This is a genomic window from Serratia sp. HMSC15F11, from assembly GCF_001808215.1.
Taxonomy (GTDB): domain Bacteria; phylum Pseudomonadota; class Gammaproteobacteria; order Enterobacterales; family Enterobacteriaceae; genus Serratia; species Serratia nevei.
On record NZ_KV792402.1, the window covers coordinates 22,087 to 42,831 of the forward strand.

Genomic DNA, 20,745 nt, shown 5'->3' on the forward strand with positions numbered 1-20,745 from the left:
TCATGAAGATCACCGAGATGGCGCTGCGCGCCAGTCGACTTACCTACTTTGTAGCGCTCATCATTTTCGTCGCCGGCATCGCGACCTTCCTGAATTTTCCTTCTCAGGAGGAGCCGACTGTCACGGTCCGCGATGCGATGGTCACGGCGTTGAACCCGGGGCTGCCCGCCGAACGCGTTGAGCAACTCATTGCCCGGCCGATCGAGGAGCGCTTGCGCGAACTGGCAGAGGTCAAGCGCGTGACGAGCACCGTGCGCGCAGGCAGCGCCATGATCCAGGTCACGATCTGGGACCGCTACACCGACTTGGCACCGATCTGGCAGCGCGTCCGGGCCAAGGTCGCCGATTCGAAGGATGCCTTACCACAGAGCACGATGGGGCCTTTCGTCGACGAAGACTTCGGCCGCGTCGCGGTTGCCTCGATTGCGGTCACTGCACCAGGTTACTCCATGAGCGAGATGCGCGTCGCGCTCAAGCAGATGCGCGACCGCCTGTACACCGTGCCTGGTATTGAGCGCATCACTTTCTACGGCCTGCAGGAAGAGCGCGTCTATCTCGAATTCGATCGGCCTAGGCTCGCGCGATTGGAGCTGACACCACAGGGGGTGATCGACCAACTCGTCAAACAGAACGTCGTCGCTTCGGGTGGACAAATTGTTGTCGGCGGCATCAATGCAACCTTGGCGGTCAGTGGCGAAGTGCGTGACGCTCCCTCCCTGCGAGCAATGCCGATCGCGCTGCCACGACCGCAAAGTAGTACGGCGCCCGTGCCGACGATCGCATTGGGTGAACTGGCGCAGGTGAGTGTGCGGCCAGCCGATCCGCCGGAATCTGCTGCCATCTACAAAGGCCAGCCCGCTGTCGTCATGGCGGTTTCGATGGCCTCCGGTCAGAACGTGGAGCAGTTCGGAAAAGCGCTCAAAGCACGGGTTGCAGACCAGGAGAAGCTGCTGCCGGCGGGTTTCGATCTGTCATACGTCACTTTCCAGGCCGATGTCGTCAAGCACGAGATGGGCAAAATGAACCACGTCATGATGGAGACGATCATCGTCGTCCTCGGTGTCGTCGTGCTATTTCTCGGTTGGCGCACCGGGATCATCGTGGGCATGATCGTGCCGTTGACGATCCTCAGTGCACTCATCGTCATGCGCGCGATGAACATCGAGCTTCAGAACGTCTCGATGGGCGCCATCATCATTGCGCTCGGCTTGTTGGTGGACAACGGCATTGTGATTGCCGAAGACATCGAACGCCGCCTGGCCGGTGGCGAAGATCGTAAGCATGCCTGCCTCGAGGCGGGCCGCACGCTCGCCATTCCGCTGCTCACGTCCTCGCTCGTGATCGTGATCGTGTTCTCGCCGTTCTTTTTTGGCCAGAACGCCACGAGCGAGTATCTGCACAATCTCGTGGTCGTGCTGGCACTGACGTTGTTCGCTTCGTGGCTGCTGTGCCTGACTGTCACGCCCCTATTGTGCTACCACTTCGCCAAACCCCATCACAAGCAGGAGCAGGGCGACGCCTATGACACCCGCTTCTACCGTGGCTACCGGCGCGTACTGGAGTGGGTGCTCCACCATAAGGCGGTCTATGTAGCGTCGATGATCGCGGCGCTTGCCATTGCGCTGTATGGCTTCACCACCCTGCCGTACGATTTCATGCCCAAGTCCGACCGGCTTCAGTTCCAGATTCCGGTGCAGCTCGCCCCCGGTACCGACTCGCGCGAAACGCTCGCCCGCGTGAAGCAGATCAGTGGTTGGCTGGGCGACACGAACATCAATCCAGAAGTCTCCGATCACATCGGCTACGTCGCCGATGGTGGCCCGCGCTTCATCCTTAGCCTGAATCCACCACTGCCGGCATCGAACATCGCGTACTTCGTTGTCACATTGAAGCCGAAGAGCGACATCGACGCCGTCCTCGCCCGCACCCGCAGCTACTTTGCGCAAGCACATGGCGACGTGCGCGCCGAGCCCAAGCGTTTCTCGCTCGGTGCGACCGAGTCAGGGACTGCCATTTATCGCGTCAGCGGTCCGGATGAGGAGGTATTGTTGGGGGCCGCGTCCAAAATCGAAGCAGCGCTGCGCAAGCTGCCCGGCACCATCAACGTCAAGAACGATTGGGATACGCGCGTTGGCCGCATCGACGTACGGGTCGACCAGGACCGCGCGCGTCGGGCGGGCGTGACGACTGAAGACATCGCTGGCGGGCTGGATGTCCGCTACAGCGGCAGATCGATCTCGGTTATTCGCGACGGTGACACCTCCGTCCCGATCGTCCTGCGCAGTATCGTAAGCGAGCGTCGCAGCACGGCAGACGTAGGCGCGACGCTCATCTATCCCACCAACGGCGGTCCAGCGGTGACGCTGGCTCAGGTCGCAGACGTATCGCTCGCGAGCGAGCCCTCGGTCATCCAACGGCGCAATCTCATCCGCACGATCACCGTGCAAGGACAGAACACCTCTTACACCGCCCAGGAGATCATCAACCGCCTGGCGCCTAGCGTCGCTGCCCTGGACCTGCCCGCGGGCTACTCGGTTGAACTTGGCGGCGAGATCGAGGAAGCCGCCGAATCGAACGCCGCGCTGTCGACCTACATGCCCCTCGCATTTCTGGCGATGCTGATGCTGTTCGTATGGCAGTTCAATTCTTTCCGCAAGCTCGGTGTGATCCTCGCGACGATCCCTTTCACGCTTATCGGCGTGGTATTGGCTCTGAAGCTGACCGGCACACCTTTCAGCTTCATGGCGACCTTCGGCGTACTGGCCCTGTTCGGGATCATTGTCAACAACGCCGTGCTCTTGCTGGAACGCATCGACCAGGGGCTAGCGGAAGGCCTGCCACGCCATGAAGCCTTGGTTGGGGCCGCGATACAACGGCTTCGTCCAATCGTGATGACCAAGGTCACCTGCATTTCGGGACTGGTGCCACTCATGCTCTTCTCCGGACCATTATGGAAAGGGATGGCGATCGCGATGATCGGTGGGCTGGCACTCGGAACGCTGGTGACGTTGGGCTTGATTCCGCTGCTTTACGAAGTCCTGTTTGGAATCAAGCGAATTGGGCCGTGGAACCTGAGTGTCGCCACCGCGCATGGAGATCGCTCATGAGTCTCTTGCGAGCCGCCGCGTGCTGCGCATTCTCAGAATTCGTATGCACCCACGCTTCATGCGTATGTCTCGCTAGGCTTATGCGATTCAGCACCCATCCGCTGATCTGGAAATCCTGGTCGATTGTCATTGCCGCAGGGGTTCTAGGAGCGGGCTATCCACTGGGCCTGCGGGCCATCACGGCGGGCGGTCCGATGCGCTGGGTCGGCCTCTGTGTGGCAGTGACGTGCATGGCGGCCAGCGGCGCACTTTTGTGGTTCGCGCTCAAGCGGATTCCGATCAGCGCGGCCTCTGCAGCCTGGGCAGGAATCGGGCTACTTGGAAACTTGGGCGTCGGCGCCCTCCTACTAGGCGATGTCGCATCGGTAACGCGCTGGTCTGGCACCGCCCTCATCGCAGCAGGCATTGCCTGTCTTAGTTTCGTTTGATCAAGGAGACCCATTATGAAGAGCAAAACTGCATTGATCCGCGGCGGCATCTTTTTTTGCGTAGCAGGCGCGCTCTCTGGATGCGCGACCAACAGCATGACGCGCTCCGGATTTCTCGGCGACTACGAGAAGTTATCGCCGACACGATACGAGAACGTACTGATGTACCGCGCAGCGGGATTCGAGCCCAAGCGTTATGCCGCTGTCGTGGTGGAAGAAGCGCAGATCAAGACCGCCTCGGGTCGCATCGATGGGCTCGATGACGCGCAGCAGCGCGAAGTGCTAGACCATGTGACGAGCGAACTGAAACGCCAGGAAGGCAAAAGTCCCGCCCCCCCAGGTGGCGCGGGACAGGTTCGGGTGCGTGTAGCGGTCACCGAACTGCAGACACCGAATCGGGCAGTCAATGCAATGACGACCCTGCTGGTTGGACCCGTGACGACGGGTGGTGCCAGCCTAGAGTTCGAAGCAGTCGATTTAAGGACGGGACGCCGGGTTGCTGCCGCCAGTTGCTTCGAGCGCGGCAACGTCATTAAAGAGTTCGCCGGTTCGTACACATTGCTGGGTCATGCCAAAGCGGCGATCACGAACTGCATCGAGCGCATCGACAGCGCTTGGCGGGACACGCAGCCATGAGCAACGCTTCACAGGCTTGGCTCCGGCAGGATGCCATGGTCGGCGGTGATCACAAATGGCTGGCGGGTGGCGACTGGACGATAGAGCACTACGCCAGTCTGGCAAAATCCGTGTCCGCCGCCCGCATCAGTCATGCCGAGGGGTACGCCACTCCCTTACTCGACTGGACGCAAGTCCAGAGACTGGACACCGCCGGCGCGGCTCTGCTGGTGGAAATTCTCGGGCCAGACTCGATACTCGACCGGCCGGAGGCAGCTCCAAATCTGTCCTCGGATCGCCTCGCCCTAATGAGAGCGCTGGCCGCCGCTGCTACCGATCAGCAGAAGACGGAGAAAGCAGCGGTGAGCGGGAATCCTCTGCTCCGCGGTCTGGGACGCATAGGCCTGACCTTGGAACAGGGCTGTCGTGCGTGTCTTGGTCTGGCCGGGTTCGTGGGCCAGATCATCGAAACATGGAGCCGTACCGTTCGTCACCCGCGTCGCTGGCGCGCGACCTCGGTGATCGCTCAAATCCAGCGATCAGCGGTGGACGCCATTCCCATCGTGGCGCTACTGAGCTTCATGGTAGGAATGGTGGTGGCGTTCCTGGGAGCAACGGTGCTGGCCAACTTCGGTGCGAGCATCTTCTCGGTGCATCTGGTCGCCTTCTCGTTCATGCGCGAGTTCGGAGTGCTGCTCCCGGCCATATTGATTGCAGGCCGTACCGCAAGCGCGTACACCGCCCAAATCGGTTCGATGAAGGCAAATGAAGAGATCGATGCGCTTCGCTCCAACGCGCTCGACCCCATCGAGTTACTGGTGCTGCCACGCGTGCTGGCGCTTCTTGTGTCCTTGCCACTGCTCACCTTAGTAGGCATCTTGGCTGGCATTGCGGGCGGCGCCACCGTATGCGCACTGAGCTTGGAAATTCCTCCCGCACAGTTCCTTGCCATCGTGCAGGAAAAAATCGAGGTGCGCCATTTTCTTGTCGGAATGAGCAAGTCCCCGCTCTTCGCGGTGATGATCGCCGCTATCGGCTGCCATGAAGGGTTCAAGGTCGCCGGTAGCGCTGAGTCGGTAGGCGACCACACGACGTCTAGTGTCGTGCAATCAATCTTCATGGTGATCCTGATAGACGCCATCGCTGCACTGTTCTTCATGGAGATGGGCTGGTGAGCGCGGTGAAGCAAGACACCGACAACGGTGTGCGACACGCTATTGAAGTGCGCGGCCTGGACAACAGGTTTGGAACCCAGCAGGTCCATCAGGACCTAGACCTGGACGTGCGGCGCGGGGAAATCCTTGGCGTGGTGGGAGGGTCAGGCACCGGGAAATCCGTGCTCTTGCGTAGCGTCGTCGGGCTGCAGAAGCCGCATTCGGGCGTGGTCCGTATCGGGGGGCGCGACCTACTGCGAGCCCAATGGCTTGCGCGCGCGCGTATGGAGCGAAGGTTCGGCATTCTGTTCCAGAAGGGCGCGTTGTATTCATCGCTGACCGTCTTGGAGAACGTCGCTCTTCCTTTGATCGAGCATGTCGGTCTGGCGCGGCCTCTTGCCGAGCGTTTGGCAAGAAGCAAGCTGGGCTTGGTGGGGTTGCCTGCCGGAGCGGGAGACAAGTATCCGGCCTCGTTGTCCGGAGGCATGGTGAAACGAGCAGCACTGGCGAGAGCCTTGGCGCTTGATGCGAACATCCTGTTTCTTGACGAACCCACCGCAGGACTGGATCCAATCGGGGCTGCATCTTTCGACCAATTGATTCTGACCCTGCGCAATGCACTGGGCCTCACGGTGTTTCTGGTAACCCACGACCTCGATACGCTGTACACCATATGCGACCGTGTCGCGGTCCTGGCGAACCAGAAGGTACTCATCAACGACGGCATCGAGGCAGTCGAGCGCTTCAAGCACCCGTGGATACAGGAATACTTTCACGGCCCCCGTGGCCGTGCGGCCGCACAGGCCACTGGTGCTTCCAGCCAAGAGACGCAGCCATGAAACCCCTCCGCATCTGCATCATTCTTCCGTCGCGCACGCATTGGGCTGGGCGCACGCAATATTTAAACTCTGAGAACGAGGTGGTCTGATCATGGAACCACGTGCCCATCATGTATTCATTGGTCTGTTCGTCGTGCTGCTCGGTGCGATTGGTATTGGCTTCGCGCTTTGGCTCAGCGACACACGTTCCGACCACGATTACCAGTATTACCGGATTATGTTCGATGAGCCAGTGACCGGGCTTACGCCCGGCAGCCAGGTTCAGTACAGCGGAATCACGATTGGCGAAGTCGTTGCACTTTCTCTTTCACCGCGAGACCCAAGGCGGGCGATAGCGCGCGTACGCATCAATGCCACCATCCCGGTCCGGCAGGATACCCGCGCTGAATTGGTCATCACGGGAATTACCGGCAACGCGGTGATCGAGTTGAGCGACGGTGGGCCAAACGTGCCATTGCTGGATCGGAGAGAGGACGAGGAACCGTTGATCCTCGCACCACGTTCGGCGATGGCATCCCTGGTCTCCGGTGAGGGGAACAGCATGACGACACTCAACGGCATCTTGCTGCGCACGCAGGAGTTACTGTCGAAGGAGAATTTGGCTCTTGTGCACCGCAGTCTGGTGAATCTTGAACAGACCACGGGCGCGGTCGCTGACCAGAGGGCCGAGATCGCGACGTTAATCAGCAATCTGACCGAAGCAAGCAGAGAATCGACAGCTGCCGTGCGCCAAGCAAATAGCACTCTTCGCGATGCCAACCTGCTACTAAATAACGATGGTAAGCAAATCATGGTGAACACGCGTGATGCAACGGCATCCCTCGAACGCGCCGCTTTCAGGGTTGAGACGCTACTGCAAAACAATCAGGAATCGCTGAACCAGGGCTTGGCCGCCACAGGTCCTGCCATGCACGAACTCCAGCAGGCGCTGGCCAATCTAAACACCGTGCTGCGCCGACTGGATCGCAATCCGGCGCAATACCTGCTCGGTGGAGAGAACATTGAGGAAACCAAGCCGTGAACACTTCCGCCAGGATGATTCCCGTCGCTGCCGTGACTATGACGCTAGTACTCGGCTTGTCCGCGTGCAGTGTGCTTCCCAAAGCAGCTCCAATGGTCACCTACAAATTGCCCGACTATCACATCGCCCAGGCGGAGAGTACGCCGCGCGCCGTTCCGGGACCCGGGGCGCTGCGCGTCTACGCCCCTGAGAGTAGTCGCGTCCTGGATTCGGAGCGGCTGTTCATTGCGCAGCCCGATGGTCGCTTGTCGGCTTGGCAAGGAGTGCGTTGGGCCGACCCCGCACCGGTGCTGCTGCGTGACCGAATCGTCGAAGCCTTCATGCGCGATGGGCGGTCGACTTCCGTGATTACCGATAGCACCCCAATGAGCGCCGATATGGAGTTGCGCAGTACGCTGCGGGCGTTCCAGCTCGAATACCGCGGCACTGAAGCGATCGCCGCGGTTCGGCTCGATGTGCAACTGGTCGATCCGGCCAAACGGACTGCTATTGCCAGTAGACGCTTCGAAGCAATCCAAGCCACAGGCAGCAAGCGAGAGGCCGATGTGGTGAGCGCGTTCGGTGTCGCCACGGATATATTGGCCGGGCAGATCGTTGAATGGGCAGTTCAGGTCGGGGCAGCGCGTTTGCGAGTTGCACCGGAATTGGCAAGCAACCATGCACCCACAGCGTCGTCGATAAGCACAGACTAGTCGTCTTAACGGAGCACAGAAGCTAGGGCCAAAACGCTGCTCGACACCTTAACTCGGTACGACAGCCTACGGCCCCGATCCAATCCCAGGACCTCTTTGCCGTCCAACCTCCCATGACACACCGCCGCCGCGTACAGTCGCGGCGATCTGCTGCCCCAGTCGTGGCTCGATTATCGGCCGCCAAGGCACCAGACTGAATCCCATGCCGTCATCGAGCAGCGCATAGCGACCGCTGGCGAGCATGACCGAGCGCCGGTAGATGCCGGCTACGCGCTGCCCGTCTGTGACGTGCCGATGCTCCAATCCGCTATCGGCGGCAATGTGCTGGGCGGCCTGCGCCAGCTCCCGATTGCGCAGCGTTTCCAGCAGATTCCGGGAGAGAATCAGCCGCTGCCCGCGCCGCTGGGCCAGCCCCTGTTCTTCGAGGAAGTCGGCGCGCTGCTGCAAGGCTTGCCTAGCATCGCCGCCAAAGCCCAGGTCGCCCAGTCCCTTGCCGCCGCCGATCAACTGCTGATCCAGCCAGGTCGCGCCGATGACGCGGGCCTGCCGTTCAATCGGCAGATGCGATTTCAGTTCGACCGCCACGCCGCCCAGCCGCTGCGCGTCGTACTGGCGGCCACGCTCGGCCAAGTCGTCCGGCACCTTCCATAACCCCTCGGCCACGCGCTCCACGATGCCGGCCCGCCGTAGGGCTTCCAGCCGGCGGATATGGGCCGCCACAGCCTCTTGCGGGTCGCGGCCGGGCTTGGCTCGGCCTTGCTCGATCGCCAGGTGGTGATCGGTGCGGTACAGGCCATTGCTCGCCAGCGTGGCGATGTTCTTGTCGGCCGCCCGCACCTCGGCGGAACCGCGTACCTCCACCACCGCGCCGATGGGATAGTTCGCCAGCTCGTCGCGGGCGTCCAACGCGACGTAGTGGGCTTTGCCGTCCAACCCGTCGATGACCAGATAGCCGCGGTCGTGCAGCTCGTCGGCCAGACCCTTAGCAGCCACGCGACCGACGATAGTGCGGCCGTCGTCGCCCGGCTCGAACACCGCCAGCTCGCGAGGCTTGCCGCTCATGGCCCGCTGCATCGTTCGGATGATGTCGCCACGCTCGCCCAGGGCACGCAAGGTCTTCTCCGCGTCCGCATGGACGGCCCAGGTGCCGGGCTGCACCTCGTCGGCCAGGCCCAGGCGCTGCAAGTGTTGCAGGCGGCCGATCAGCAGCAGGCGCTGGCGTTGCAGCCGGGGTTCGTTGAAGCGTTCGATCTGCACCCGGCCATCCTCGCCGGCCTCGCGCTGCAACGTGCGGTCGAGGCTCGTCCACCGCTCTTGCTCCACCTCGCGCTGCAAGGTCTGCTGGATCTCCAGTTCGGTGCGCGGCCCCAGCCATTCCGTCGCCAGCTCGGCGGCGCGATGGCGGAAGCCGTGGGCGATGTAGTCGCCCGCGATGATGAGGTCTTTGCCGGTATCGTCGCGTCCGCGCACGATCAGGTGCGTGTGCGGGTTGTCGGTGTTCCAGTGATCGACCGCCACCCAATCCAGCCGCGTCCCCAGGTCGGCCTCCATCCGGTTCATCAGGTGCCGGGTGTAGGTGCGCAGGTCGTCCAGCTCCGCACTGTCTTCAGGTGAGACGATGAAGCGGAAATGATGTCGGTCGTCCTGGCAGCGTTCCTTGAAGGCATCGAGGTCGGCTTCGTCGGTCTGCGGCCCGTAGGCACGGCCCGGCTCGCCGTTCCGGCCGGCACCGTCGCGCTCGATGTAGCGCAGGTGCTTGGCGAGCGACTGCGGACTGGCGTTGCGCTGGTTGACCAGCAGCGTCTTGATGGTCACGCGCCGTGACATAGGGGTCAGCTTTGCGCCTGCGAAGCGCGCCGCCGTATGGCCGCGTCCAAGCCGTGAGCCGGGCCGCTGGCCGGCGTGCTGGCCGCTCCCGCCAGCGGTAGGACGGCGCACCGCCGACTTGCCGCCGCTGGCCTTGCCAGCCTGCTTGAGCACCTTGGAAACGAAGCTCTGGCCCTGGCCTTTGCCTCGGTTCTTCGGCGCGCCAGGGCGCACCCAGAAATCATGGTCGCCGCGGTCGGTCATGGCTGTGCTCCCTGCAAGCTCCGGCGTGTCCGAGCGTGCGAAGCACGCGGACATGCCTGCATCGGCGCGTGCCTCGCGCCCCACGCGGCACGGCGGCGAAGCCGCGCCGTGCCGCGCCACCCCCACGTGCAGACTGGCTTTGCGGGCGGCAGAGTGCCGAACCCTTTTGTCTTGCCTTCCGCCTTTGCCCCTCGCTCCCGCTCCGGGCATCGGCGGCCCGGCGGCGCTGCTGCACGAGCAGCCAGCCCGCCGGCGAACACGCCAATGGCCGCAGGCCAGGCGCGTTCGAGGCAAGACGCCTGCACGTTGGGCGGCTGCGCCGAAGGCAGCGCGAAGTGCGGTGCGAATGCACCCGCACTGCACGCGCGACGACACGGCGACGAACAGTAGAACGACATGCCCGATGGCACGATGAGAGGCGCGGCAAAGTGCAGCGAATCGGCGGCCATCATGGACGTGTCTCCAGCCAGATCGGATGCGCAACGCCGATCACGGCGAACGCGCTGACCGGCCCGAAATAGCGGCTGTCGAACGACGCCGGGTTGGTCGCGCTCAACAGGAACAGTTCGCCCGGTTGGAGACGGCGGCAAAGCTGCAAGGATGGCAGCGGCCGGCCCAGCCGGTCGGCAGGCAGGGCGGCGGCCACCGGCACGCCGTCGATGCGAACCTGGCCGGCGACGATGCAAACGTGTTGTGGCGCGACTGCGCCCACACGTTTGAGCAGCGGAACGCGGGTCGGCAGGTAGCCGCGCTGCGCAGCCAGCATGGCGGCCCTGTCGGGCAGCGGCATCAGCACGATGCTGTCCACGGACAGCGGACGTGGCCGCGAGGCGGTGCGCGGGTCGAACGGTTCGATGCGATACCAACCGACCGCCACGCTGTCGGACGGGTTGTAGGCCATTCGCGGCAGGGGCTGCACGAACGCCGCCCAGGCCAGCGCAGCGAGGCCGACGGTGGCGAAGCCTGCCAGCACGAGGCGAGCGCGCAGGCGCGAGCGAGGATGCGGCACGGGGCCGGTCGTGGAAATCGTGGTCATGGCAATGCCCTCCCGGCCAGCCAGGCGGCGTGCCGTTCTGCGGTGTATGTGGGTAGCGCCGAGCGCGCTGCGAGCCGGTTCGCGAGCGTGCGCCAGTACGCGGGCGATGTGTCTGCGGCTGCGATGCCCAGCGCCTCGATGCCGTCGATGCGTTCCAGCACGGCGCGCACGTTGGCATCGCCTTCGGCGTGCAGCAGCAGACGCGCGCCCGGCTGCACGCCGGGGATGCGCTGCACGGCGTCCAGCGGCGTGGCGGTCTGCATCACCATGAGCTGCCAGCGGATCGTGCCGTAGTCGTTGGCCTGCCAACGGATGCGGCACAGAACCGCGTTCGGCAGGAACACGGCGCAGCGCCGCCAGCGGTCGAGCTGGAGCGTGCGCGCCGGTTCGCCGAAGCGCAGGTAGAGCTTGAAGCGCGGTTCGATGTAGGCCAGCGCCACGCGCGTCAGCGGCACGTTGCCGGCCTGGCCGGCGAGTGTCGAAGGCGCCGGCGGCGGCGCAGCCGTGGGCGCACTTGCTTTGGGGGTGTGGGCGGTCGAAGCGGATGCGTTCACGGCGTGCCCTCCGGGGGAAACTCCCGCTCCAGCAGGTCGCGCAGCAGTTCGGCTACGGTCACGCCTCGCGTGAAGGCCGACACCTTGATGCGCGCCCGCATGGCGGGCGTGATGTCGAGCGTCAGTCGAGCGGTGTAGAGGTCGCCTTTCTGCACGGCATCTGCGTCGCCCTGGCGAATCCACGCTTCGGCGTGCGGATTCGCTGGGGGACGCGCACCGATGCCGACGCGCTTGCTGCGTGGTGGTGGCTTCCCAGTCATGTCGGCCACCGCAGCAGTTCGTCGGTGAGCGCGGCGATCTCGCGGGCAGCGGCGCTGTCGGGCGCGGTTTCGCGGGCGAGCCGGCCAGCGGCTACGCTGTCGGCAAAGACGATGCGCTGGTGGATCTCCGAGCGCAGCGCGGGCAGCGGCTGTTCGGCCAGCGATTGCCGTGCCTCCCTGCCGATGATGGTGGTGCTGACGCGCCGGTTGATGACGAAGGCCGCGCGCAGCGCTGGCCGGAACACCTGTGCTTCGCGGATCAGTGCGACCATCTCGGCAGAAGCCCATACGTCGTAGGGGCTGGGCTGCACGGGGATCAGCACGCGCTCGGCCGCCAGCAGCGCGGAACGCGCGAGGGCGGCGATGCGCGGCGGGCCGTCGATGATGATGTGATCGGCCCGCCTGGCGAGTTCTGGCGCTTCCTGATGCAGCGTTTCGCGGGCAAGGCCCACGGCGCTGAACAGACGGGGCAGGCCCTGCTGGCTACGCCGCTGCGTCCAGTCGAGCGATGACCCCTGCGGGTCGGCATCCAGCAGGATGACATGCAGGCCGCGCATCGCCAGTTCGCCGGCGATGTGCGTGGCGAGCGTGGTCTTGCCGACGCCGCCTTTCTGGTTGAGAAACGCGAAGATCATGGCGCGGCCCTCCGAGCTGGAAAGCCGGCCTGGCCGTGCCGTTTCGTGGTTGTCCACCGAAACGGCGCGCTTCTACTAAAAGTTATGTATTTCTTGTTAGGTAAGTTAGAGGGAACGCAAACCCGCGCCGTTGTTGGCTTTCCGGCGTTTTCGTACTCCTGATAGCACGAGGGTCGTACTCCTGATAGCACGATACCCGGTACTCCTGATAGCACGAGGCCGTCCACAGGTTCTCCCGCAGTTATCCCCGTGCCGCGTGCGGCACGGGCCGGAAGGTCAGCAGCTCGGTGTTGTCGTCCGGCATCCGCTCGATGCCGAGGACGTAGCCGGGCAACGACTGCCGCGCCACCAGGGCGCGCACGTCGTAGGCGAAGTCCGAGAAGCGGGCCGCGCTGCCGGATTTGCGGTACAGGTGTCGGAAGTCGAATTGCCAGCCGTGCTCCTGCCGCCCGCCATGCTTGCGCACCAGGCGGTACAGCCAGCGTTCGATACCGCCCTTCAAGCGGAAATAGGCCGGGTCGATGGTCAGCACCAGGGCGGCGTCGAGCACGCCGGCATAGAACCAGTCCGGCAAGATCAGCTCGATGCCCAGCGGGGTGCCGCTGGCGTCGGCGAGTTCCTTCCACTCGTTGATCCACGAGAAGCGATGCAAGCGCCTTCCCGTGGTTTCGCGGATGGACGTGGCCACCGTGGTCGATTGCAGCCGGTCGAGGGCGGCCTTCAGGCGCTGGTAGTCGTTGAGGGACGTGCCGCGCCCGATGAAGCGCAAAATCTCGTAAGGCGTGGCGCGTATCCAGCGCGACGGGCGCAGGCCCGCGTCGCGCGCCTCCACGATCTGCGAGGCGGCCCATATCAGCACGTCGGCATCCCATATCGTTGCGATGCCGTGCTCCTGCGTGCCTTCCACGCGAATGGTGACGTTCCCGCTGCGGAAGTCGATCGGCGCCGTGCGCCGCGACTTGGCAAGCGAGAAGAACGGAAAGGCCATCAAGTCCTGGGAATCGCGTGGCGCCATGTCGCCCGGCAGCGCGCGGAACAGATCGAGCTGTTCGCGCTGCGGCAAGGCTTGCCCTGGCGGGCTGGACATGGCGAAGGCCACCCACGCGCCGACGATCAGCGGCCATCACGGTAGTCGCCCGCGTGGCGCTCGGCGTATTCGGGATCGGACGTGGCCTCGTAGCTGCGCTGGTCGGCCCAGGCATCGAGGTCGGACACCGCGTACATGACGCGGCGGCCGAACTTGCGGAACTTGGGGCCGCCGCCGATCACCCGCTGCTTCTCCAGCGTGCGCGGCGACAGCCGCAGGTAGTCGGCGGCTTCGTCGTTTGTCAGGTAGCGTTGAGGCTGCGAGGTCGCAGTGACGGCAGCGGCGGCAGGCCGCGAGGGAGCAGGTCGCATGGGATGTACCTCCATCAAGCCCGGCCACACCACGCGGCCGGATAGAGGCACTCTCAAGAAAGCAAGGCTTCTTGCTAAGGGACGATTCGCACGGGTCGAGAAACGTCCCCCCTAATGCGACGGGAACATTGGAAGCTGCGCTAGTCGGCGGTAGCCGCCGTGCATCAGCTCATCGCCGCGGCGTACCAGCCGCCGTACGCGGGCACGCAATGCACTGTCTTTGTGCCAGTCGGCCGCGACGGCATCCGCGCCGAACAGACCTTCGCCCACCTCGCGCAAGGAGGCTCCCGCGAGGGTCGCGTCGAGCGCTTGCAAGGTATGCAGTTCCAGCAGCGCGGCGGGCGTGGGGCGGGAGCGGGCTGTTGCCACAGGCGTGGCCACGGTTGCGGCAGATAGCGCATCCAGCTTCGCAGCGAGCGTGCGGTAGCGCGCACAGGGCGTGGCGCAGGCGCGTGTGGCGTAGAGATAGGCCGAACCATCTTCCAGGTCGGGTGCGAGTGCCAGCCGAACGCAGCAGCCTGGCCAATGCGATACGAGCACCAGGCGCTTGCCGTCGTGGGTCAGTTGCTTGCGCCCAGGAATGCGCCAGAACTCGAAGGTATGCGCATCGGGTGGTGGGTCGGCGTCGGGGTATAGCTGCACCACGGCATCGTGATCGGGGAACCAAGCAGGATGTGCGTCGCGCGCATCCAGGCCGGGATCTTCCAGCAGGCGCAGGCCCCAGGCCTGCGCCGCATCAGGCTTGCGACGCCGGCGTAGCCAGTCGCGCCGGTAGCTTGGATTCCTGCGCAAATACTCCCAAGCCAGCGCTGGGCCATCGAGGTGCAGCGTGTAGAGATACGCGGCCGTGGGATACCAGTGTTGGCTGCTGCGGTCAGTCATGGCGAAACCTCCCTGTTTCTGGGAACGTCGCCACAATTCCGCTGTGCGGGAGCTATCGAATCGCCATCAAGTGGTCATCAAACTCGGGTTACGCTTTAACTGCTGGTGTCAAGACAGATTCGCTCCAGTGCATTGCCGAAATCGTCTAAATGCGACGACTGCACCGCCCGGAAATGGGGTGCAGCATTGAACACCGTGCCGAATCTCGCGCCTGGCATCATGACTGTTTTGGTCAGGAGCGCACCACCCTGGTGCAAGCATGCGGATCAAGACTTGCCAGGTCTTGGCTAAGACCGAAATAGTCACAATGCGATACTTTTTGCCTGGTCGCGCTGGAATGCGTCAATCGGTGATCGAACCGTTTTCCTGAGCCAGTCGAACGTATTCCGACAGCGGCCGCGTCGGCTGGAAATACCGATCTCGTATCACGGGCTGCTTGAGCGGCCCGACGATGGACGCCAGATCGGACAGCTTCACCGTCGCCAGGGCAGGCATCCCGATCCCGAGGTCGATCAGGCCGTAGGCCGTATCGCCATCGGTCGGATCGAGCGCGGCCAATAGCCAGGTCGCATGTGCGTCCGGTGTGAACAGGCGCACCACGGGCAGCGGGTCACATTCCTGGCCTGCGGCGCGGGTGAGGCCGTGGGCCAGTAGGTGCACCCGGTCTTCCTCGGTGACAAGCGTGGTCAAGGCCGCGCCCCTTCCACGAACACACGCAATCGCCGAGGCGCATCTGTGCCTGCGGACGGATGCACGTATGCGCAAGCGCACGAAGCCGCAAAAGCGGAGAGGCACGAAGGCGTATTGGTGGAAGTCAGGAAAGACACGGATGCGGTTCCCTGGGTCTGAGGAAATCCGCAGATGCGGATCTCCGTAAAAGCACGGAAAAGGAAAACATCACCACCAAATGAACACTATAGATTGTAGTCCTATAGGGCGCAATGGGCTGTCATCTTGGTTTTTTGGGGAAACCATAGGTGGCAGCGAAGAACTCATTGGCAGCGGCGATTCGGACGGTAAGGAAGGCGCGTGGTTTGAGCCAGGAAGCGTTCTCCAACGTGTCCAGTCGCACCTACATGAGCACGCTGGAGCGCGACCTGAAAAGCCCAACCATCCAGAAGCTGGCCGATCTGTGCGAGGTCATGGAAGTGCATCCGCTCACGCTGCTCACATTGGCTTATGCCGGTGACAGCACCCGCGAAGCTGATGAATTGCTGGCACAGGTGCGCCAGGAACTCAGGGCGATATTGGAAGAGCCCGACACGCCTTAGCGCGTTGGCGTGTGGTACTGAATTGCAGCAAGCGGAGCGCGCAGCGCCGCAGGCGCGAAGGCGTGAGGGATTGAAGCCGGATGGCCGTGACGGCTTGCCGGCACGGGGCGAAGCCCGAAAGCCCGGCGGCGCTTACAGCGCCGACACGCCACACACCGCTCGTTGACACGGATTGCGAGCCACAAGGCACGCATGCAGGCCCGCCGTGACGGGCGTATCCAGCACGCGGCAGCAGCAGAAATCCTGCGCGTGCGGTGCTGCGATCAGCAGCATCGCGCCCCGCCGCAGTGGGCGGGACGCGGTAAGCGGCTGTCAGGCCGCCTTCGGCTTGTTGCGCGACCAGATCAGGTCGTGCGTGCCGTCCTCGTTCTCGATCAGGCGGGCATAGACCGTCGCCGGGAACGAAGGGTCGTCGATGGATACGGACAGGTATTCCCGCCCGGCCTCGCTGGTCTTCTTCCACGCTGCGCCGACTTCGTGGCCAGCCGCTTGCAGGTGGAAGTCGGGGGCGTTCTCGGTGTCGCCCTTGTCGTTGGGAACCAGCTTGACCTTGACGTTGAGCGTCAGGGTGCGAAGCGTGCCGGTGAAGCCGTCTTTCTCTGCGGTGAAGGTGCCGATGTTAGCCATGATGTTTCTCCTTTCGGGTTGAACAAGGTCGCGCCAGTGCGTCCTTGTTGTGATCCGGCCGGCGGGGGATGGGCTGGTCGCACCGCACAGCGGTCGCAACAACGTGGAGAACCTGGAAGCGAAAAGAATTTGTCCCGCGAGGAATGCGCGCAGCGCAGGGGAAATTGTTTTCGCTGCAAGGTTGCGGCCATCAAGCACAAGGCGCAGCCGCGCCACCGCCAGGATTCACAACAAGACAAGGACGCACAGGCCGCCCGCTCCCGAATGGAGACGTGGCCAACTCGGCATCCCCGCGTGACGGCTGCACCGGCTTGCGCCCTGACGCGGGCCAGGTCAATGCCCCGACGACAAGGCCAGAGCGCCCCTGCCGCAGCTCACGGCCACATACTGAGGCGTGGTGTGGAAGCTCCATAGAAGCGAGGCTGGGCGGCGTGTCGGTGAACCGTCTTTCGTGACGTACAGACAACGAACCGCCAGCGTCGGGGACGGCACGCTTTCGTGCAACCTGCCGCAGCAAGCCGGGGCGTAGCCACACCAGCCCCGCCCATTGCGGCGGGGCTCGGTCGAATCGTTGGCGGCGCGATGCGCCGCCACACTTGCTGGCTTCGTGGATTTCGCGCACGAGCGCCCTTGTGCGTGGCCCCATCGCCGCCTGTCCGAAGGCGGCGATGGGGCGTTTTGGCTTTGAGCAGTGAAACCGGGCGCGGCCACCGCCGCGCCCGGAGTTTTCGACCACCGGCCCCAAGGCGGCACGGCTTGGGGCCGGTGCGGCTCGTTATTCCTTGGTTTCGATGATCCACCACACGGCGCGCGGCAAGGCGCGGCCCGTGAGGGGATGCAGATCGGTCAGGTCGGCGCGGGCCGTCCAGCCACGCGGCGGACGGTAGCCGCGCACGTCGCCGTCGCCGTGCCAGCGGCGGGCGCGCACCGTGCCGGAGGCATAGGTCGCAGCTATGCGGGGGCGGTTTGCGGGTTGGTGGGTCATGGCAGGCATCCTCAACATGAAGCGCCCCGGCCGGAACCGGGGCGCTATCTACGGTGCGAAGTCACGCGGCCAAAGCCTCGGCCTGCGGCTGGTCATCCGCCACGGCGGCCACTTCTTCCTGTGCTTCGGCTTCGCCATCCGCCGGCGCGTCCTGCCCGGTCTGCTGCGGGCCTTCGGAGCGGAAGATGGCGGGCATCCAGCCGGTGCCAGCGGCCAGCCGTTCGGCTTCGCTGGCAATGTCGCCCTTCTTCAACTTCGCCAGTCGGGTGACGTGCGAGGGCGCGAACCCGCCAACGGCTTCCAGAATCGCGGCCTTCGGCACATGCCGGAAGTAACCCTCATTGGTGGGCTGCCACCACGCGGCCATATCCAGCCCCACGGCCTGCGCCAGTTCCGCGCCGGGCTGGTGCGGCGTGGCGCGAGGCGTCACCACGTCCACCGTGGAAGCTAAGCACACGGCCAACAGCCGCACCAGTTCATCCTGTGATTTCGCCAGCAGCGCGGCGAACAGTTCGGCGCTGTCCTCCGGCAAGGTTTCGCCTGCCACCTGTTGCAGTTCGCGCAGCGCCACGGCGGCGGGTGATTCCGGCCAGTCCGGGGCCATGCCTTCCAGCCGGTCTTGCACCGTGAGGCGCACACCCAGCGGCAGGTCGTGCCCGTAGTGCCTTTCCTGCAAGACGGTCTGCACCATGCCATGCACCACGGCGGCCAGCGCTGCTTGCGGATGCCGTGCAACTTCGATTTGCAGCGCAGCGGTACGGTGCGCGCTCAACCGCTGCGCCAGTCGGTCAGACATGGCGGCGGTCTTGGGCTGCTCGTCGTCCTCGCCTGCGTCCTCGTTCGCGGCTTCGCCTTCGCTGCCGAAACCCTGCCGCAGCCGCTCCAGCGTGCGCAGTGCCTTGGCCTCCGCTTCGCGCAGCAGCCCGCGATGAATCGCGGCCTGCCCGTCGCGGTCGATGGTGACAATGGCACCGGCTGCGGCCTTCACGTTGGCCGCATAGTCCAGCAAGCCATCTTCCAGCGCCTGCAACTGCTCGCCCAGGCGTTCGCCTTCTTCCTGCAAGGCATCGGCCTTTTCCTCGTCCTCGTCGTCCAGCGCGGCATCCACCGCCTCGGCCAGTTCGTGCAGCTTGGTTTGCAGCTTCTCGATGCGCTGCGCGTCGCGCTTGTTCGGACTGCGGCGTTCCCTTGGCGCACGCTGGAAGGCTTGCAGATCGGCATGGGTCATGCCCGGCGTGGCATCCACCCACGCCCAGCCCTCGGCCTGCACCTTGGCGGCGATACCTGCCAGCTTGTCCTGCGCCAGCCGTTCCAGCAGTGCGGCATCGGTCAGATACACGCCTTTGTCGCCCTCCGCGAACAGGTCGCGGCGGATGCCACCGCCTTCCTGCTCGTAGCCGTCCAGCCCGACAAAGCGCACCAGCGGATGCCGGTAGGCGTCGATTTCGCGTTCGGTCAGGCGGTCGCGCAGGTTGTGCGGGCCGCGCTGCCATGTGGGCGCATCGTAGAACGCGGCTTCCTGCGCAGCATGGTCGTCGGTGATGGCGAGGGCCATCAACTGGTCAAGGCTCACGGCCTCGGCCCGGTAGTCGGCCAGCAGGCGCGGCGACACGTTGGCGAGTTTCAGACGGCGCTGCACCACCAGCGGCGTGACGCTGAAATCCGCTGCAATGTCCTCGATGCTGCGGCCTTCGGCCACGAGCGCGGCGAACGCCTCGAACTGGTCGGCGGGGTGCATGGCTTCGCGCTGCACGTTCTCGGTGAGGCTGGCCGTGCGGGCGGTGCCATCGGCCACCAGCAGGCAAGGCACCTCCCATTCCTTGCTAATGCGGTGCTTTTTCGCCAGCAGCTTCAACGCTGCGAGGCGACGGTCACCGGCCACGACCTCGTAATGCTCGCCATCGGCGGCGGCAATCACGATGAGGTTTTGCAGCAGGCCGACACGCTGGATGCTGGCGGCGAGTTCGGGAATGGACATGCGCGGGGTCTTGCGCACGTTGCGGCCAGTGGGACGCGACACCAGCCGCGACAGCGGAACCAGAATCAGGTTCTTGGTCGGATCAGCGGCTTCCAGCGGGATAGCGGCGGCGGTGTTGATGGCGCGGGCTTCGGTTTGGGTAACGGCGTTCATGGTGATAACTCCTATCGGTTCAGGGATGCAGCAGCGAAGAAAGCGACAAGGGCTGCTGCCTGCCCCTGCCGCGTGGGGATTCAGGCTTTCAACTGGCGCATGCCATCGGCCAGCAGCCAGAGGGCGCGATTTAGTCGGATGTTTTGGTCGATGCCCTGCACCGGGCGGGTTTGCTGTCGGCGCCCGTTGGCGCTGCGGCCACGCAGCCCGCCTTGGGTCAGGTTTTCTTGGGTGCGGTTGAACACGCTCCACAGGTCGGGGCGGCGGTCGTCGAAGCGGCGCGGCATCAGGATTTGCGATTCCGTGATGGGCGCGGGCTTGTCGGGGTCGTCGTACTTGAGGGCGAGCGCGGCGCGGGCGAACACTTCGGATTCGCCATCGTCCAAGGTGATGCCGCGCATGGCATCGCGCGATTCCTTCACCCGATCGAAACCGCTCAAGACTTCGTAAGCCCCCTCAATGACCAGACCGGCCACGTCGCCTTTATGGGGCACTCGCACATCGGCCACGGTGTTGCCGCAGACAAGGCCATTGCTGCACACGAACCGGAACATTCCGGCCAGCATCTGATAGCTGCTGGTGCCGTCGTGCGAGTTCAGCAGCACGATTTCGTTGGCCTCCGCGCCGTTGATCTGGCTGGCATGGCGCAAGCGAATCATGTGTTTGGTGTGCTCGCGCTTGCCTTCGTCGCGCACGCGGGTTTGCGTCACCATGAAAGGCTGGAAGCCTTCTTTGCGAAGCTCGGTCAGCACGGCGGCGGTGGGGATATAGGCGTACCGCTGCGAACGGCTCTCGTGCGGGGCATCCGCGAAGATGGACGGGGCCACGCGGTGAATCTGGTCGTCGGACAGCGGGTAATCGCTGCGCAGCGAGGGGGAGCGGAAAGCGAAACGGGATGCGAGTTGCATGGTCTTTCTCCTGACAAAAGAGGTTTGCTGTTCACACCGCACACCGGATTTCTAGATTCGGAGCCCAGCCTTTCGGCTGTTTGGTGCGGTCGGCACGAGGAACCCGGTTGGCCCTGTTGCCACCGTCTTTCC

22 protein-coding genes are annotated in these 20,745 nt (G+C 64.3%); 8 read left to right on the forward strand and 14 right to left on the reverse strand.

Annotated elements, in window-relative coordinates; all coding sequences use genetic code 11:
- The first annotated feature begins 2 nt into the window (after nucleotides 1–2).
- The 7 genes from HMPREF3138_RS05725 (at nucleotide 3) to HMPREF3138_RS05755 (ending at nucleotide 7,856) form a co-directional block, all read left to right on the forward strand.
- Nucleotides 3–3,107, forward strand: a complete 3,105-nt coding sequence (locus tag HMPREF3138_RS05725; RefSeq protein WP_003092293.1) for an efflux RND transporter permease subunit — start codon at nucleotides 3–5, stop codon at nucleotides 3,105–3,107.
- Between the two features lie 80 nt (nucleotides 3,108–3,187).
- Nucleotides 3,188–3,535 carry a DMT family transporter gene (locus tag HMPREF3138_RS05730; RefSeq protein WP_038421338.1) on the forward strand — a complete coding sequence of 116 codons (348 nt, stop codon included), beginning with the start codon at nucleotides 3,188–3,190 and terminating at the stop codon, nucleotides 3,533–3,535.
- Nucleotides 3,536–3,550: 15 nt separating this feature from the next.
- Nucleotides 3,551–4,171, forward strand: coding sequence for a DUF3313 family protein (locus HMPREF3138_RS05735; protein ID WP_000837791.1), 621 nt, complete (start codon nucleotides 3,551–3,553; stop codon nucleotides 4,169–4,171).
- Nucleotides 4,168–5,325, forward strand: coding sequence for an MlaE family ABC transporter permease (locus tag HMPREF3138_RS05740; RefSeq protein ID WP_000063629.1), 1,158 nt, complete (start codon nucleotides 4,168–4,170; stop codon nucleotides 5,323–5,325). Before HMPREF3138_RS05735 ends, HMPREF3138_RS05740 begins: the two co-directional genes overlap by 4 nt.
- Nucleotides 5,322–6,143 carry an ABC transporter ATP-binding protein gene (locus HMPREF3138_RS05745; RefSeq protein WP_023093371.1) on the forward strand — a complete coding sequence of 274 codons (822 nt, stop codon included), beginning with the start codon at nucleotides 5,322–5,324 and terminating at the stop codon, nucleotides 6,141–6,143. The genes HMPREF3138_RS05740 and HMPREF3138_RS05745 overlap by 4 nt, the downstream gene beginning before the upstream one ends.
- Nucleotides 6,144–6,234: 91 nt before the next feature.
- Nucleotides 6,235–7,164: an MlaD family protein gene (locus tag HMPREF3138_RS05750; RefSeq protein ID WP_000433686.1), complete on the forward strand. Its 930-nt coding sequence runs from the start codon at nucleotides 6,235–6,237 to the stop codon at nucleotides 7,162–7,164.
- A 92-nt stretch (nucleotides 7,165–7,256) separates the two neighbouring features.
- A complete protein-coding gene (locus tag HMPREF3138_RS05755; protein ID WP_003124411.1) occupies nucleotides 7,257–7,856 on the forward strand; it encodes an ABC-type transport auxiliary lipoprotein family protein in 600 nt (199 codons plus the stop codon).
- A gap of 66 nt (nucleotides 7,857–7,922) precedes the next feature.
- On the opposite strand, the gene HMPREF3138_RS05760 is transcribed toward HMPREF3138_RS05755, so the two are convergent.
- The 9 genes from HMPREF3138_RS05760 to HMPREF3138_RS05800 all read right to left on the reverse strand — a co-directional run bounded on the left by HMPREF3138_RS05760 (nucleotide 7,923) and on the right by HMPREF3138_RS05800 (nucleotide 15,381).
- Complete coding sequence (locus tag HMPREF3138_RS05760; RefSeq protein ID WP_000132148.1) at nucleotides 7,923–9,926, reverse strand: relaxase/mobilization nuclease domain-containing protein; 2,004 nt, start codon at nucleotides 9,924–9,926, stop codon at nucleotides 7,923–7,925.
- Nucleotides 9,927–10,374: 448 nt separating this feature from the next.
- Nucleotides 10,375–10,962, reverse strand: coding sequence for a S26 family signal peptidase (locus HMPREF3138_RS05765; RefSeq protein ID WP_003092304.1), 588 nt, complete (start codon nucleotides 10,960–10,962; stop codon nucleotides 10,375–10,377).
- Nucleotides 10,959–11,516 (reverse strand): DUF2840 domain-containing protein, encoded by a 558-nt coding sequence (locus HMPREF3138_RS05770; protein WP_023093372.1) that lies wholly within the window; start codon nucleotides 11,514–11,516, stop codon nucleotides 10,959–10,961. The genes HMPREF3138_RS05765 and HMPREF3138_RS05770 overlap by 4 nt, the downstream gene beginning before the upstream one ends.
- The gene (locus HMPREF3138_RS05775) at nucleotides 11,513–11,776 is read right to left on the reverse strand and encodes a hypothetical protein (RefSeq protein ID WP_000147048.1); all 264 of its coding nucleotides are present in this window, start codon (nucleotides 11,774–11,776) and stop codon (nucleotides 11,513–11,515) included. Before HMPREF3138_RS05775 ends, HMPREF3138_RS05770 begins: the two co-directional genes overlap by 4 nt.
- Nucleotides 11,773–12,411 carry a ParA family partition ATPase gene (parA, locus tag HMPREF3138_RS05780; protein ID WP_003092312.1) on the reverse strand — a complete coding sequence of 213 codons (639 nt, stop codon included), beginning with the start codon at nucleotides 12,409–12,411 and terminating at the stop codon, nucleotides 11,773–11,775. Before parA ends, HMPREF3138_RS05775 begins: the two co-directional genes overlap by 4 nt.
- Nucleotides 12,412–12,652: 241 nt before the next feature.
- Nucleotides 12,653–13,498: a replication initiator protein A gene (locus HMPREF3138_RS05785; protein WP_022652188.1), complete on the reverse strand. Its 846-nt coding sequence runs from the start codon at nucleotides 13,496–13,498 to the stop codon at nucleotides 12,653–12,655.
- A gap of 26 nt (nucleotides 13,499–13,524) precedes the next feature.
- Entirely contained in the window at nucleotides 13,525–13,809 is a 285-nt protein-coding gene (locus tag HMPREF3138_RS05790) for a helix-turn-helix transcriptional regulator (RefSeq protein ID WP_001247107.1), read from the reverse strand.
- A gap of 111 nt (nucleotides 13,810–13,920) precedes the next feature.
- Entirely contained in the window at nucleotides 13,921–14,691 is a 771-nt protein-coding gene (locus HMPREF3138_RS05795; protein WP_003092318.1) for a DUF2285 domain-containing protein, read from the reverse strand.
- 342 nt (nucleotides 14,692–15,033) lie between these two features.
- Nucleotides 15,034–15,381, reverse strand: coding sequence for a DUF2958 domain-containing protein (locus HMPREF3138_RS05800; RefSeq protein WP_016487838.1), 348 nt, complete (start codon nucleotides 15,379–15,381; stop codon nucleotides 15,034–15,036).
- Nucleotides 15,382–15,668: 287 nt separating this feature from the next.
- Between HMPREF3138_RS05800 and HMPREF3138_RS05805 the strand changes: the two genes are divergently transcribed.
- On the forward strand, nucleotides 15,669–15,962 hold the full coding sequence (locus HMPREF3138_RS05805; protein WP_006379425.1) for a helix-turn-helix domain-containing protein: 294 nt from the start codon (nucleotides 15,669–15,671) through the stop codon (nucleotides 15,960–15,962).
- Nucleotides 15,963–16,094: 132 nt separating this feature from the next.
- On the opposite strand, the gene HMPREF3138_RS26640 is transcribed toward HMPREF3138_RS05805, so the two are convergent.
- From HMPREF3138_RS26640 to HMPREF3138_RS05825, 5 genes are all read right to left on the reverse strand, one after another.
- Nucleotides 16,095–16,235 carry a hypothetical protein gene (locus HMPREF3138_RS26640; RefSeq protein WP_001641504.1) on the reverse strand — a complete coding sequence of 47 codons (141 nt, stop codon included), beginning with the start codon at nucleotides 16,233–16,235 and terminating at the stop codon, nucleotides 16,095–16,097.
- A 39-nt stretch (nucleotides 16,236–16,274) separates the two neighbouring features.
- Entirely contained in the window at nucleotides 16,275–16,589 is a 315-nt protein-coding gene (locus HMPREF3138_RS05810) for a DUF736 domain-containing protein (protein WP_001273857.1), read from the reverse strand.
- Nucleotides 16,590–17,364: 775 nt separating this feature from the next.
- Nucleotides 17,365–17,574, reverse strand: a complete 210-nt coding sequence (locus HMPREF3138_RS05815) for a hypothetical protein (protein WP_022580212.1) — start codon at nucleotides 17,572–17,574, stop codon at nucleotides 17,365–17,367.
- 61 nt (nucleotides 17,575–17,635) lie between these two features.
- Nucleotides 17,636–19,705, reverse strand: coding sequence for a ParB/RepB/Spo0J family partition protein (locus tag HMPREF3138_RS05820; protein ID WP_000994919.1), 2,070 nt, complete (start codon nucleotides 19,703–19,705; stop codon nucleotides 17,636–17,638).
- An 80-nt stretch (nucleotides 19,706–19,785) separates the two neighbouring features.
- The gene (locus HMPREF3138_RS05825; RefSeq protein WP_003092327.1) at nucleotides 19,786–20,613 is read right to left on the reverse strand and encodes a DUF932 domain-containing protein; all 828 of its coding nucleotides are present in this window, start codon (nucleotides 20,611–20,613) and stop codon (nucleotides 19,786–19,788) included.
- Nucleotides 20,614–20,745 lie beyond the last annotated feature (132 nt).